Raw genomic sequence first — 13,425 nt, 5'->3', positions numbered from 1 at the left:
CCTGGCTCCCCCCGGCCCCGGCGTCCCCGGCGTCCCCGGGGCCGCCGGAGGACCGACGGCTCTGAACCGCCCTACGCGGCTCAGCCGTTGGGAAGTCAGCCGTTGGGAAGTCAACCATTGGGAAGGATGACCGCCCGGCCGTTGATCTTCCCCGCGTGCAGGCGCTCGTAGGCGAGCGGGGCCTCGTCCAGGACGTAGGTCTCGGTGTGCACCGACACCGCACCCGAGCGGCCCAGGCCCAGCACCTCGATCAGCTCGCTCCGGCTGCCCCAGTAGGGCGCGGTGACCGACACCTCGAAGGGCAGGGACCCGAAGCCGACCGGCAGGGCGCCGCCGCCGATGCCGACGATCGTGACGTCGGCCTCCACGGCGGCGACGGCACCCGCGGTCCGCACGGTGGGCTCGGCGCCGACGAAGTCGAAGACGGCCTCGGCACCGAGCCCACCGGTCAAGGTGCGCACGGCAGCCGCCGCGCCGGCGTCGGAGAGCACCGCCTCATGGGCGCCGACCTCCCTTGCCAGCCGCAGCTTGTCCTCGCTGACGTCGAGGGCGATCACCCGGGCCGGCGTGAGCGCGCGCAGCAGCTGGATGGCGACGTGCCCGAGGCCGCCGGTGCCGATGACCACGGCCGTCGAACCGGGGAGCAGCTTCGGCAGCGACCGCTTGATCGCGTGGTACGGGGTGAGGCCCGCGTCGGTCAGCGGGACCGCGGCGACCGGGTCCAGACCGTCCAGCGGTACGAGGTGGCGCGGGTCGTCGACGAGCAGGTACTCGGCGATGGCGCCCGGCGAGCCGAGTCCCGGCGGCCGGATACCCAGGGCGTCCGCCCGCAGGCAGTAATTCTCCTTGCCCTCCGCGCACTTGGCGCAGGTGCCGCAGCCCCAGGGCCCGTACACCGCGACCGAGTCACCCTCGCTGAGCCCCGTGACGCCGTCACCCAGCGCGGCGACCGTGCCCACGCCCTCATGGCCGAGGGTGAGCGGAAGCTCGTAGGGGAAGTTCTCGGCGGGCCAGCTCATCACCGCGATGTCGGAGTGGCAGACGCCCGCAGCGGTGACCTTCAGCAGGACCTGTCCCGGTCCGGGCTCCGGGTCGGGGACCGTGACCACCTCGGGGGCGGCGCCGATCGTGCGGTACTGCAGTGCCTTCATGATGTGGACTCCTTTCAGCGGCTGCTTCTCAGAGGGCGGTGTAGGCGCCGTCGACCAGGTGGTAGCTGCCGGCCACGAAGGAGGCGCGGTCGGAGAGCAGGAAGACGATCAGCTCGGCGACCTCCTCCGGGCGGCCGAGGCGGGCGATCGGGTGCAGGCCGACCAGACCATCGTGGGCCTCCTGGTCCATGCCCTTCAGCAGCGGGGTCTCGATGAAACCGGGGCCGACGGCGTTGATGCGGATGTTCTTCGCCGCGTACTCGGCGGCGGCGGTCTTGGTCAGGCCGACCACGCCGTGCTTGGCGGCGACATAGGCGGAGGAGCCGGCGAAGCCGACCGAGCCGAGGATGGAGGCCACGTTGACGACGGCGCCGCCCTGGCCGGCCGCCTCGATGGCGGGGAGCTCGTAGCGCAGGGAGTAGAAGACACCGTCGAGGTTGGTGCGGATGACCCGGCTGTAGGCGTCGAGGTCGTACTCGCCGGTCGGGGCGCTCGGGCCGCCGATGCCGGCGTTGTTCACGGCGAGGTGCAGGGCGCCGAAGGTGTCCACGGTGAAGGCGACGGCGGCGGCCACGGACTCGGGGTCGGTCACGTCGAGCTTCACGGCGGCGGCCTTGACGCCCTCGGCCTTGAGGTTCTCGGCGGCCTGCTCGGCGCCCTCGGCGTTGTAGTCGGCGATGACGACGTTCGCCCCGCCGGCTCCGAGACGGCGGGCGGTGGCCAGGCCGATGCCGGAGGCGGCGCCGGTGACCAGGGCGGCACGGCCGGCGAATTCACTGCTGTAGGTGAACTCGGTGCTGGAGGTGGTGCGCATGTGCTGTTCTCACTGTTCGGAAGATGGTTCGGCGGCCGCGGTGGCGGCCTCCGAGATCAGGGCGTCGTAGGCCCGCTCCACCACGGCGGCCAGGTCTGCGGCTCCCGAGTCGTGGTGCTCGCCGCCGCGCGCCCAGACGCGCAGCGCGGCGGTCAGGACTCCGGCGGCGGCGTCCACGACGACGGCCGGGCGCATGTCCCGCACGTCGTCGGTGCCGAGCCGTTCGGCGATGATGCGGATCGACTCCTCCTGGGCGTCGACCCGGATGCGTTCGTAGGCGGCGAACAGGGCGGGCTCGGCGTCCACCAGGGTCAGCAGCCGTCGCATCCGGGGGCGCAGGTGGTGGGCCGGGTTCTCCTGGTCGGCGAGCCACGCGCGTACCGCCCGCCGGTAGGCGAGCAGCGGTGGTTCCCCGGCCGGCCGGGCGCGCAGCAGGTCGTTGATGCGGTCGCCGTCACCCCGGACGAAGTCGAGGGCCGCGTCCTCCTTGCCGGTGAAGTGCCGGCTGAAGGTACGGCGGGTGACGTCGGCCTCCTCCGCGATCGCCTCGACGGTCGTGGCTGCCAGCCCCCGCTCAAGGATCAGCTCCACGGCCGCGGCGGCCAGCGCGTTCCGCGTCTGCTGCGCCTTGCGGTGCCGCCGGTCCTGCGTCGGGGGGAGGGGCTTCGTCACCTTCATGGTGACGAACATACGCCTTGATGTCCCATGGGGACACATGTCGCATTGAGACATAAGTCGCATTGAGACATAAGTGATCGCGGTGTCGTGGACGTCGTAGGGCGGCCCGGGTCAGGAGGAGGCAAGGAATGTTCAACTGGTCGCGCACGGCGCTGAGGTGAGGTTCAGGGGCGAGCTTCGGCTTCGGTGCGGAAGTGATCTGCAAGACGGCGTCGGCCATTCGTAGGCGCGATGACGTCGTGGGTGAGGACGGTCAGGGGAAACTCGAGCACTGCGTGGATACGTACCGGGGTGAACCGGCGCAGCAGCATCAGGCCGAACTTGAGTGCCGAGGGCGGGAGGTGGGTGATCCGAGCGGGTCTGCCAAGGGCCTCGAAGGCGGCTCGGGCGATCTGCTCGTGGGTGAGCACCTCGGGGCCGCCGAGTTCGATGCTCCGTTCCCCGGTGCTGACGGCGTCCGCGAGAGCCGCCGCGACGTCCTCACCCGCGATGGGGTTGATGTCGAAGCCGCCCTTGCCGAAGACGAAAGCCCGGCCCCGGCGCGCCATCCGCAGATAGTCCTCCATGTCCGAGAAGTAGCCGTTCGGGTAGAGGATGGTGTGTCTCATCCCCGAGGCCCGGAGTTCGTTCTCGAAGGCGCGCTTCGCCCGGACGAGCGCCAGGTCCTCCAGCGCGGGCGCGTGGACCACGGAGACGTAGACGAACTTCTGGACGCCAGCCCGTTCAGCCTCCCTCAGCAGGTTGAGGTTGGCGCCGTAGTCGACGTCCCAGCAGCTCAGTCTGGCCGGCTTGCCCACGAGTCCCACGGTGCTGACGAGTACGTCGATCCCGTCGCAGCAGCCGGCGAGGGCGTGGACATCGGTGGCGTCCGCGGTGATCACTTCGTCCACCGTGTCACGGAGCGGGCCCAGCCGGTCCGGGTCGCGCACCAATGCGCGGACCACATGGCCGCGCGCCTTGAGGTCCGGGACAACGTGCCTCCCGAGGTGGCCTGTCGCCCCTGCCACGAGCACCTTCACTGCCGTCCCCCTTCTGGACCGCTTTTGGGACGTCGATCGGTGCGACGCCCGCTCACAGCCTGCCTCGGACCGGGCCGTGCCGCGGCTGCCAGAGTGCGTTTCGGCCGACGGGGACATCGCAGGTGCGCTGCTTGGAAAGATTGTCCCCGCTGTCCCCGCTGTGCCCGTTCGCGTGGCAGCCGGCGCCGTCGGTCGGAGGCCGTGAGGTGAAATCACCAGCTCCGCGGGCGGCCACAGGCCCCTGATCAGCGTCTTTGTGTGTATGGCTGCGGCAGTCGACCGGTCGGCACGGCGGTCCGTTCCGACAGGCGTTGGGTACCGATCCGCCTGGCCCCTGGCCAACGCCCCACCATTGCGTGCCTCTTGATGCCGGCAGGTGGCGTGATGTTGCTGCTTGGGGGCACTCGAGCGCTAACACGGGTCACTAGGAGGTACGTCATGATCGCCCTCGGCATCATTCTGCTTGTCGTCGGTTTCCTTACCGGCATATCGATCTTGTGGACCATCGGCATCATTCTGGCCGTGGTCGGGGCTGTCTTCTGGCTCCTGGGGTCCATGGGGCACGCGGTCGCCGGTCGACGCCACTATTGGTGACGGTGACGGCAGTCGAACGGCACCCGACTCGCGGCCTGGTCCTCAACGACACCAGGCCGCGACGGGTTTTCGGCATAGGCGGGTTCTCCGTACGGGCGCTGCGCCCGCCCTCCACCCACGTCTACATCCTTCGCGGGTACGACGTCTGACGAACAGTCACCGAGTGCGTGGGCGTCCGGTGTGACGGCGTGGATGCGGCGCAACCCCTCGAAGAACACTGTGCAGTCGGGCCGATGGGACCCGGCGCGGGGCCGACCGGCCCTCGCGCGGGCCGTGCCACACCAGGTATGCAGAGAGGAAGCGACGGGCTCCAGGCCGAGGCCCCTCGCGCGAAGCGCCGGCCGCGGGTGCGGAGAAGGACCCCTCACCCGCATCGGCGACCGCCGCTCCGCGTTGTCCGGCACCCTGCCGGCGACCACCGGTGCGCGGCCCGTCCATCCCCGTGCACCGGTCTCGTGCCGTACGGCCTGGAGGTCTGTCACACCAGACCCGCTCCCAGGTGGCCAGGGAGGACACGATGTCCCAGCAGAAATCATGCCGACGGCGACCGGGGGGCCGTCTGCTCCCCTTCATGGCGGCCTCCGCCGCGCTGGCGCTCTACGCGCTGGGGGTCCGGCCGCGGCTGCTGACCTGGGGTGCGACACAGGGCGAGACCGCCCGCGCCTACCCCGGCGACGAACTCGTCCCCGACGCCGACGGCACCTCGACCATGGCGACCACCCTTCCGGCACCGCCCGAGAGGGTATGGCCCTGGCTGGTGCAGATGGGAGTCGACCGGGGCGGCTGGTACAGCTGGGACCTCCTGGACCGCTTCGGCGAAGCCAGCGCGGACCGCCTCGCGCCCGAGTGGCAGACCCTGGAGGAAGGGCAGCGGCTGCAGGCGACGCGGGACGGCCGGTCCTGGTTCACCGTGGCTCGCCTGGAGCCGAACCGGACCCTGGTGCTGCGTTCGGACCTCAGCCTGCCCTCCGGCCACTCCTTCGATCCGCAGTGGGACGTTCTCCCGGTGGCGCGCATGGACGGTGTATGGAGCTTCCACCTGCGGCCGACCGCCGAGGGCACAACCCGCCTGGTGGTCCGCACTCGCGGGCAGAGCCGCCCGCGTGGCCTCACCCGGCCGTTCGACCTGCTTTTGGGTGAACCCGCCCACTTCATCATGCAGACCCGTCAGTTCCACAACCTGCGTACCCGGGTCGCTGCGGCAGCCTGATGGTGGCCGAGCCGCCGGGGTCGGCCGCGAACCCCGGGATGCCGAGGGCCGGCGCCTGCCCAAGCGCGCGTCGGTCCCCGGACGGAAGCCCGCGATGCCTCTGGACAGGGGGCTTCCTCGTGGTCAGTGCGTCGATTCGACGGCTCCGGCGGTGTCGTCGAATTTCTTGTCCCCGCGCATGGGCAGCCGCAGCTTGCGGCCGTCACGGTGTGCCCAGATGTCGCGGAGAACGACCTGAATCATGCCGGCGACCGGAATGGCGAGGAGGGCGCCGAGAATTCCCGCGATTTCGACCGCCAGCAAGATGGAAACGAGGACGGTGAGGGGATTGAGTCTTACCGTCCGGGACAGAATGACCGGTTGCAGAAGGTGATTTTCGATCTGCTGATAAACGATGAAGAAGACGACGGCGGCGATGCCGGCCGGTATGGAGTGGATGAACGCCGCCAGGGAGGCGACGACCGCTCCCAGCGTGGCTCCCACCAGAGGAATGAGGTCGGCGATCGCGACGAACAGGGCGAGCAGGCCGGCGAACGGCACCCCGGCGATCAGCAGCATCACGTAGGTCAGAACGCCGCAGACGACGCTGATCAGCAGGTTGCCGGTCAGGTAGCCGTTGACGGTGCGGGCGCAGGCGGCGCCGACACGGCGGATGCGCGCGGCGCGTGCCTCGTCGGTCAGGGCCAGGGTGCCGTCGATCATCTTGGGGCCCTCGAGGACCATCAAATAGGCCAGAACGAAGATGGCGACGGCTCCTGCCACAGTGGTCGCCGCGCTGCGTACGAACGCCAGGGCGGGTGTGCCGAGTCCGGTCGCGAAGGAGCGGATCTGATCGCGATGCTGCTGGACGTAACGCAGGGCGTGCGTGCGCTGCAGCAGATCGCCGATCGGCCCGCGGCCGGTGCGGGCGTCCTCGACGATCGTGGGCAGACGGCCGGCGAGTCGGGTTCCCTCCTGGGCCAGCGGCGTGACGAACAGGGCGACGAGGGCGCCGATGACCACGACCGTGACCGTGAAGACCAGCAACGTGGCCACGGAACGACGGCAGCGCGTCAGCCGTCGCTCCACCGCGTCGACCGCGGGATAGAGCGCGATGGCGAAGAACAACGCGATCACCATCCACACCAGGACCCGGCGAGTCTGCACCACCAGTTGCAGTGCGACGTAGGCCGTGAGCACCAGAGCGATGGCGGTGACAATGGTCCGTACGGGGACGGGACGCCTCTCCATGGACACTGGGTGCCCGGCGCCTCGTAGAGGAAACGGACCGTGTCCGTCTGCCGGGTGGAGGAAGCGCCCTCTCGGCCGATGACCGGCTTGGCGGACGTTCGGGGCGGTCAACGGCCCCGGCCGTGGCGTACGACTGCCAGTTCGCCCGGGTCGCCTCAGCGGTGTTCTCCCGCCCCATTGTGTTGTGCCTTGTGCCCCTTTACTGTTCGGCTTTGCCTGAGTCTGTTTGACTCTGATCGCTCAGGCGGTATGGAGGGCGCAGTGCGGGGTAATCGGATCGGTCCGGAGATGGCGAGACCCGGGCGCCGTCGGTGGTGGAGGGCGGTCCTCGCGACGGCCGCGACCCTCGCCCTGGCCACGGGCATGACCGCGCCCGCCGCGGCGCGGGAGGCCGGCGGGCGGACATCCGCCACCGCGCCGGCCGCCAGTGCGCGGGCGCACACGGTGACTCTCGACGGCTACTCGTTCCTCGTCGACGGGAAGCGCACCTACCTGTGGTCCGGCGAGTTCCACTACTTCCGGCTGCCGAGCCCGGACCTGTGGCGCGACATCTTCCAGAAGATGAAGGCCGCCGGCTTCAACTCCACCTCGCTGTACTTCGATTGGGGATACCACTCACCGAAGCCCGGTGTGTACGACTTCAGCGGGGTGCGGGACGTCGACAAGCTCCTCGACATGGCCGAGGAAGCCGGCCTCTACGTGATCGCGCGCCCGGCGCCGTACATCAACGCCGAGGTCGACAGCGGCGGCCTGCCCGGCTGGTTGACCACCAAGGCCGGGAACAACCGCAGCGACGACCCGCGGTTCCTGAAGTACGCGGACGAGTGGCTGACGCAGATCGACCGGATCATCGCCCGCCACCAACTGACCAACGGCACCGGGTCGGTCATCGCCTACCAGGTCGAGAACGAGTACTACAACGGCTCGGCCGCCGGCCGCTCCTACATGAAGCACCTGGAGGACAAGGCCCACGCCGACGGCATCACCGTACCGCTGACCGGCAACAACAACGGCACCTTCAACTCCGGCACCGGCGCGCTGGACGTCGACGGCCCGGACTCCTACCCGCAGGGCTTCAACTGCTCCAACCCCGCGAAGTGGAACGGCGTTCCCGACATCAGCTACGACCATCCGGCCGGCAAGCCGCTGTACTCGCCGGAGTTCCAGGGCGGTGCCTTCGACCCCTGGGGCGGACCGGGCTACGACAAGTGCGCCCAGCTGATCAACGACCAGTTCGCCAACGTGTTCTACAAGCAGAACATAGCCGTCGGCGCCACCGCGCAGAGCTTCTACATGACCTACGGCGGCACCAACTGGGGCTGGCTGGGCATGCCGGAGAACTACACCTCCTACGACTACGGGGCCGCGATCCGCGAGAACCGCCAGCTCGACCCGAAGTACGACGAGGACAAGCTGATCGGGTACTTCACGCAGTCGGTCGCCCCGCTGACCAAGACCGAGGCGATCAGGGCCACGCCACCGGACAATGCCGCGGTCGTCGACACCGCACGGATGAACCCCGACACCAAGACACAGTTCCACGTCCTGCGGCACGGGAACTCCACGTCCACGGCCGTCGACAAGACCCACATCTCGCTGGACTTCAACGCCCAGCCGACCGCGGACACCACCTACACCTGGGACGACCCCGACTCCGCGCTGCAGTACACCGGTTCGTGGTCGCACGTGGCCGACCAGAGCTACACCGGCGGCGACTACAAGCACACCGAGTCGTTCTCCAACAAGGCCGGTGACTCGGTCACCGTCCCCTTCGACGGCACCGCGATCCGCTGGATCGGGTCGAAGACCGACAACCACGGCAACGCCGACGTCTACCTCGACGGCACCAAGGTGGCGACGGTCGACGACTCCGGCGGCGAGAACCAGGCGGTCGTCTTCCAGAAGTCCGGCCTGACAGCCGGGGCACACACCCTGAAGATCGTCGTCGACGGGACTCACAGCTCGGGATCGTCGGACAACTACGTGTCCATCGACGCCATCGACGTGCCGACGGCCGCCGCCGCGACGCCGACCTACCCGGTCGTGCCGCAGCAGCCGGGCACCGCGATCACGCTCGACGGACGCGACTCGCACGTGATCGTGGCGAACTACCGCCTCGGGGAAACGCAGTTGCAGTACACGACCTCGGAGATCATGACCAGCGCGACCATCGGCAACCGGGACGTCGCCGTGCTCTACGGCGACCTGGGCAGCGACGGCGAGACCGTCCTGCACTACTCCTCAAAACCCACCGTGACCACCAACGGCGGTACAGCGAAGACCACTTGGGACGCCGCCACCGGTGATCTGCGGCTGAACTACACCCACAAGGGCCTGACCCGCATCAGCATCAGCGGTGGCGGAGAGCGCCCGCTGCTGCTCCTCGTCGGCGACAAGGCCACGGCAAAGAGCTTCTGGCGTCAGGACACGGCGAGTGGCCCGGTGCTCGTACGCGGCACCCACCTGCTGCGGACGGCGACCAGCCTGGACGGCGGCCGCACCGTGGCGCTCACCGGCGACAACGCCGACGACAAGAACATCGAGGTCTTCACCTCCGCCCTCCGCGTCACCTGGAACGGCAGGCCGGTGGACACCCGGGCCACCGACACAGGAAGCCTCACCGGGAAGATCCCGGTGGCTGCGCCGGTACACCTGCCGACACTGACCAACTGGAAGCACGCCGGGGAATCCCCCGAAGCGGCCCCCGGTTTCGACGACACCAGCTGGCAGGTGGCCGACAGGACGAGCACCAACAGCGTCTCCGGCATCAACTCACAGCCGGTGCTCTACGCGGACGACTACGGATTCCACACCGGCAACACGTGGTACCGCGGACGCTTCCACGCCACCGGCAAGGAGAGCGGCATCCACCTGGTCTCGGACTCCGGCGGAAACGCGCAGGCGTTCTCCGCCTGGCTCAACGGCACCTTCCTGGGCAGCTCCACCACCGGCAGTGCCGACTTCACCTTCCCGGCCGGCTCGGTGGACTCCAAGGGCGACAACGTCATTTCCGTACTCACCGTGAACATGGGGCACGAGGAGGACTACAACTCGACCAACGGCAACAAGACCGCGCGCGGCCTGACCAACGCGTCCCTCGTCGGAGCGCCGCTGACGTCGGTCACCTGGCGGCTGCAGGGCGTACGGGGCGGCGAGGACCTCAAGGACACGGTGCGCGGCCCGCTTTCGACCGGCGGTCTGTACGGCGAGCGGGCCGGCTGGTCCTTGCCGGGCTATCCGGACGGCACCTGGAAGTCGGTGTCCCTGCCGACGAGCGATACCCGTCCCGGGGTGTCCTGGTACCGCACCGACGCCGTCCTGGCCCTCCCGCACGGCCAGGACACCTCGCTGGGGCTGACGTTCACCGACGACCCGTCACGCAAGTACCGTGCCACGATCTTCGTGAACGGCTGGCAGGTCGGCAACTACGTCAACTACCTGGGCCCGCAGCACACCTTCCCGGTTCCCAACGGCATCCTGAATCCGAACGGCCGCAACAGCATCGCCATCGCCGTGTGGAATCTGGACGGCAGCACCGGCGGGCTGGGCAAGGTCTCGCTCACCGACTACGGCAGCTACGCCTCCTCCCTGCGCGTCGCGCAGAACGACAGCCCTCGCTACGACCCCCGGACGTACGCGATGCCGAAGCGTCCGGGAGTGGATGTCACCCTGGACGTACCGGACACCGCTCAGTCAGGACGGTCCTTCACGGCCCGGGCGACGGTGCAGGTGCCGAAGGACAGACGGTCCGCCTCCGAGGTGACGGCTTCGCTGTCCGCGCCCGACGGCTGGAGCGTGAGTGCCCCGAGCCCCGCGTCGGTCAAGCGCCTGCAACCCGGCCGATCGGCCACCTTCACCTGGGAGGTCGAACCGCCCACCGGCAAGCTGCCTTCCGCCTCGGCTCTCACCGCCACGGTGCACTACCGGCAGAACGGACGGTCGGCTGCCGCCGGTGACGAGCGCATCGTCGGCGGCATCCCGCCGGCCCCACCGGCCGGGAAGAGCGCCGTGAGCGACCTGCCGTTCCTGTCGTCCACCAACGGGTGGGGCCCGGTCGAGCGGGACAGCAGCGTCGGCGAGCAGGCGGCCGGGGACGGCCGTGGGATCAGTATCGCCGGTGCCGGCTACGCCAAGGGCCTGGGCACCAACTCGGTCAGCGACGTGGAGTTCTACCTCGCCGGCAACTGCTCCCGGTTGACGGCGGACGTCGGTGTCGACGACGAGACAGGTGGTGCGGGGACGGTGACGTTCTCCGTGATCGCCGACGGCAAGACCTTGGTGACCACGCCGACGATCCGCGGCAAACAGGCCGCGGTGCCGATCGATGTCGACGTCAGCGGCGCCCAGGTCCTCGACCTCAAGGTCGGTGACGCCGGCGACGGCAACGGCAGCGACCACGGTGACTGGGCGAAGCCGACGCTGACCTGCGGTTAGCGCCTGCCGGTGCACGGGACGTGCCCTGAGCAGCAACGGGGCCGGACGGACCGCCGTCTCATGGGAGGCGGCGGTCCTGTCCCGCTGGTGGGGGAGTGCGTTTGACGGCGCGACTGACGACCGCCGTCTCGACGTGGGTGATGCCCAGCCCGACCAGGTCGCTTGAGAGGAAGCCGTACAGGGCCGTGAGGTCCGGGAAGTACGCGGCCGCGTGCAGGTTCGAGGGTCCCGATGTCGCGAACGCGCCGTGCACCGAAGGGTGTTCGGCCAGCGCCTTCCCCGCGGCGGCCAGATGGTCGGGGGCGACGTGCAGCAGGAGCTTGGCCTCGATGGACAGCCCGAGGCGGCGCGGATCGACCAGGACCTGGGTGATCAGGCGTCCCTGGGCGGTCAGTTGGGCGAGGCGGCGGCGCACCGTGCTCTCCGGGTGCCCGGTGTGGGCCGCCAGGGCCGCCGCGGTCAGGCGCGCGTCGGGCGTGAGGGCGTCGATGAGGGACTGCTCCAGAGGGTCGGTGTCCACGCCGTACAGGCCGGGAGAACCGGAAGCCGTCGGCGCGATGACCGGCTCGGCATGGCTGAGCGCCGCGCGTTCGGGCGCGGTCAGTACCTGGTGACGCCACTCGGAGGTCAGCCGGAACACGTGCAGGATCGTGGCGCTCTCGACGGACGTCACCGCCTGGGTGGAGGGCAGCTGGCGAAAGACCAGAGGGTCGCGTGAACCCGGCTCGGTGCGGGCGACCGCGAAGATCTCGTCACCCGAGGTGGTGACGTCGATGAACGGGATGTCCTCGCGTGCCGCGAGTGCGGCCACGATCGTGTCGAGCTTTCCCCGCAGGACCCGGATGCGCAGGAACAGGGCCCCGGCCGAGCCTCCGTTGCGTGGTCGCGCGACCGGTGAGATCACCACGCGCACGGTGCCGTCGGCGCTGAGCGCGTGCAGGCGGCGACGCACCGTGGCGGGGTTGAGCCCCAGCACGTGGGCCGCCCGTTCCGCGGTGAGGCGGCCGTCGCACTGCAGCGCGGCCACCAGCCGCTGATCCACGAGACTCAGTACGGAATCCGCCGCTGCGTGCGCCATGAGGACAAGTTTCGCTCATTACGTCGCCGTACGGAGCCCATGTCGGGAACTGCGGACCAACTATGGAGGGCATCCACTCCGTCCCGTCCGTGAGGCGCGTCAGCGTCGGCGGGCCGGGGACGGGCCGGCGACGGGCCTATGGCACGACGACGCCGCAGGCCCGCGGTTTTCGGAGCACCACGACAACGACGGCTCACCATGGAGGTCCATGTGCCCGCGTTCATGCAACGGGAGAAAGTACGCTTCGCCAGCGGTGACACCTCGTGTGCCGCCTGGCACTATCCGGGGTCCAACGGCGGCTGCGTGATCATGGCCGGCGGAACCTCGGTGACGAAGGAGCCGGCCTCGGACCAATTCGCCGCGCGGTTCAACGACGCGGGTTTCGCGGTCCTGGCCTTCGACCACCGACGGTTCGGGGAGAGCGGCGGAGCGCCGCGCCAGATCGTTCGCTTCGACGAACAGGTCGCCGACTGGCATGCCGCGATCGAGTACGCGGCCGGCCTGCCGGACGTCGACCCGGAGAAGATCTCGGTCTGGGGCTTCTCGCTCGCGGGCGGTCACCTCTTCCGTGTCGCGGCCGACCACCCGCAACTGGCCTGCGCGATCGCGCAGACCCCGCTGGTCGACGGCCCCGCGGTCGCGCCCCACGCGCTGCGCTCCATGACGCCCCTCGCGATGCTCCGTCTGTTCGGCCTTGGCATCGCGGACACGCTCGGGGGCCTCGCGGGGCGTCCGCCGCTGCTGGTCCCGACCGCCGGACCGCGCGGCGCGGTCGCCTCGCTCACCACGGCGGACGCCATGGACGGCGACCGGGCCCTCGATCCCGACGGTCGCCACACGAACTGGGAGCAGACGGTCGCCGCACGGATCGTCCTGCAGATCGGCGGGTACCGGCCCGGCCGCCAAGCCTCCCGGATCCGGTGCCCGCTGCTCGTCGTCGTCTGCGACGAGGACCAGAGCGTGCTCTGCGAGCCTGCCGTCCGGGCCGCCCGGAACGCACCCCGGTCCGAGGTCGTGCATCTGACGGGCCGTCATTACGCCCCGTTCCTGGAGTCGCACGAACAGGCCGTGGCCGCGGAGATCTCCTTCCTGGAGAAGCATCTGTTTCCCGCGGTCCCAGGTGAGGCGGAATCACCCGCTCGGTCAACCTGACCACGGGGATCGCCGCAGCCGTCACCGCCGCCTGCCTCGCTGGTATCGCCCCAGGCATGCATGCA

General features: G+C 69.8%; 11 protein-coding genes. 5 read left to right on the top strand and 6 right to left on the bottom strand.

Annotated features, from left to right (window positions below; genetic code table 11):
- Positions 1-110 precede the first annotated feature (110 nt).
- The 4 genes from ACIBN2_RS37640 to ACIBN2_RS37625 form a co-directional block, all read right to left on the bottom strand.
- Positions 111-1,151: an NAD(P)-dependent alcohol dehydrogenase gene (locus ACIBN2_RS37640; protein ID WP_399141392.1), complete on the bottom strand. Its 1,041-nt coding sequence runs from the start codon at positions 1,149-1,151 to the stop codon at positions 111-113.
- A gap of 28 nt (positions 1,152-1,179) precedes the next feature.
- Positions 1,180-1,965 carry an SDR family NAD(P)-dependent oxidoreductase gene (locus ACIBN2_RS37635; protein ID WP_399141390.1) on the bottom strand — a complete coding sequence of 262 codons (786 nt, stop codon included), beginning with the start codon at positions 1,963-1,965 and terminating at the stop codon, positions 1,180-1,182.
- 9 nt (positions 1,966-1,974) lie between these two features.
- Positions 1,975-2,643, bottom strand: a complete 669-nt coding sequence (locus ACIBN2_RS37630; protein ID WP_399141389.1) for a TetR/AcrR family transcriptional regulator — start codon at positions 2,641-2,643, stop codon at positions 1,975-1,977.
- Positions 2,644-2,807: 164 nt separating this feature from the next.
- The gene (locus tag ACIBN2_RS37625) at positions 2,808-3,650 is read right to left on the bottom strand and encodes an SDR family oxidoreductase (protein WP_399141387.1); all 843 of its coding nucleotides are present in this window, start codon (positions 3,648-3,650) and stop codon (positions 2,808-2,810) included.
- Positions 3,651-4,100: 450 nt separating this feature from the next.
- Between ACIBN2_RS37625 and ACIBN2_RS37620 the strand changes: the two genes are divergently transcribed.
- The 3 genes from ACIBN2_RS37620 (at position 4,101) to ACIBN2_RS37610 (ending at position 5,466) form a co-directional block, all read left to right on the top strand.
- Positions 4,101-4,256 carry a DUF6131 family protein gene (locus ACIBN2_RS37620; protein ID WP_399141386.1) on the top strand — a complete coding sequence of 52 codons (156 nt, stop codon included), beginning with the start codon at positions 4,101-4,103 and terminating at the stop codon, positions 4,254-4,256.
- A gap of 2 nt (positions 4,257-4,258) precedes the next feature.
- Positions 4,259-4,405: a hypothetical protein gene (locus tag ACIBN2_RS37615; RefSeq protein ID WP_399141384.1), complete on the top strand. Its 147-nt coding sequence runs from the start codon at positions 4,259-4,261 to the stop codon at positions 4,403-4,405.
- A gap of 422 nt (positions 4,406-4,827) precedes the next feature.
- A complete protein-coding gene (locus ACIBN2_RS37610; RefSeq protein WP_399141383.1) occupies positions 4,828-5,466 on the top strand; it encodes a hypothetical protein in 639 nt (212 codons plus the stop codon).
- A gap of 123 nt (positions 5,467-5,589) precedes the next feature.
- On the opposite strand, the gene ACIBN2_RS37605 is transcribed toward ACIBN2_RS37610, so the two are convergent.
- Positions 5,590-6,645 (bottom strand): AI-2E family transporter, encoded by a 1,056-nt coding sequence (locus ACIBN2_RS37605; RefSeq protein ID WP_399141381.1) that lies wholly within the window; start codon positions 6,643-6,645, stop codon positions 5,590-5,592.
- Positions 6,646-6,957: 312 nt separating this feature from the next.
- On the opposite strand from ACIBN2_RS37605, the gene ACIBN2_RS37600 reads away from it, so the two are divergent.
- Entirely contained in the window at positions 6,958-11,130 is a 4,173-nt protein-coding gene (locus ACIBN2_RS37600; protein WP_399141379.1) for a beta-galactosidase, read from the top strand.
- A gap of 58 nt (positions 11,131-11,188) precedes the next feature.
- On the opposite strand, the gene ACIBN2_RS37595 is transcribed toward ACIBN2_RS37600, so the two are convergent.
- Complete coding sequence (locus tag ACIBN2_RS37595) at positions 11,189-12,208, bottom strand: Lrp/AsnC family transcriptional regulator (RefSeq protein ID WP_399141378.1); 1,020 nt, start codon at positions 12,206-12,208, stop codon at positions 11,189-11,191.
- A 222-nt stretch (positions 12,209-12,430) separates the two neighbouring features.
- Between ACIBN2_RS37595 and ACIBN2_RS37590 the strand changes: the two genes are divergently transcribed.
- On the top strand, positions 12,431-13,360 hold the full coding sequence (locus tag ACIBN2_RS37590) for an alpha/beta hydrolase (protein WP_399141376.1): 930 nt from the start codon (positions 12,431-12,433) through the stop codon (positions 13,358-13,360).
- The last annotated feature ends 65 nt before the right edge of the window (positions 13,361-13,425 follow it).

The sequence above is a fragment of the Streptomyces sp. NPDC050534 genome (genome assembly GCF_044457745.1).
Taxonomy (GTDB): Bacteria; Actinomycetota; Actinomycetes; order Streptomycetales; family Streptomycetaceae; genus Streptomyces.
Note: the sequence above shows the minus strand (reverse complement) of the source record. Positions and strands in the feature narration are given on the sequence as shown.

Coding starts and splice junctions, on each gene's coding strand:
- ACIBN2_RS37640 (WP_399141392.1), bottom strand. CDS start 1,151: ATGAAGGCACTGCAGTACCGCACGATCGGCGCCGCCCCCGAGGTGGTC.
- ACIBN2_RS37595 (WP_399141378.1), bottom strand. CDS start 12,208: ATGGCGCACGCAGCGGCGGATTCCGTACTGAGTCTCGTGGATCAGCGG.
- ACIBN2_RS37630 (WP_399141389.1), bottom strand. CDS start 2,643: ATGAAGGTGACGAAGCCCCTCCCCCCGACGCAGGACCGGCGGCACCGC.
- ACIBN2_RS37635 (WP_399141390.1), bottom strand. CDS start 1,965: ATGCGCACCACCTCCAGCACCGAGTTCACCTACAGCAGTGAATTCGCC.
- ACIBN2_RS37620 (WP_399141386.1), top strand. CDS start 4,101: ATGATCGCCCTCGGCATCATTCTGCTTGTCGTCGGTTTCCTTACCGGC.
- ACIBN2_RS37610 (WP_399141383.1), top strand. CDS start 4,828: ATGGCGGCCTCCGCCGCGCTGGCGCTCTACGCGCTGGGGGTCCGGCCG.
- ACIBN2_RS37590 (WP_399141376.1), top strand. CDS start 12,431: ATGCAACGGGAGAAAGTACGCTTCGCCAGCGGTGACACCTCGTGTGCC.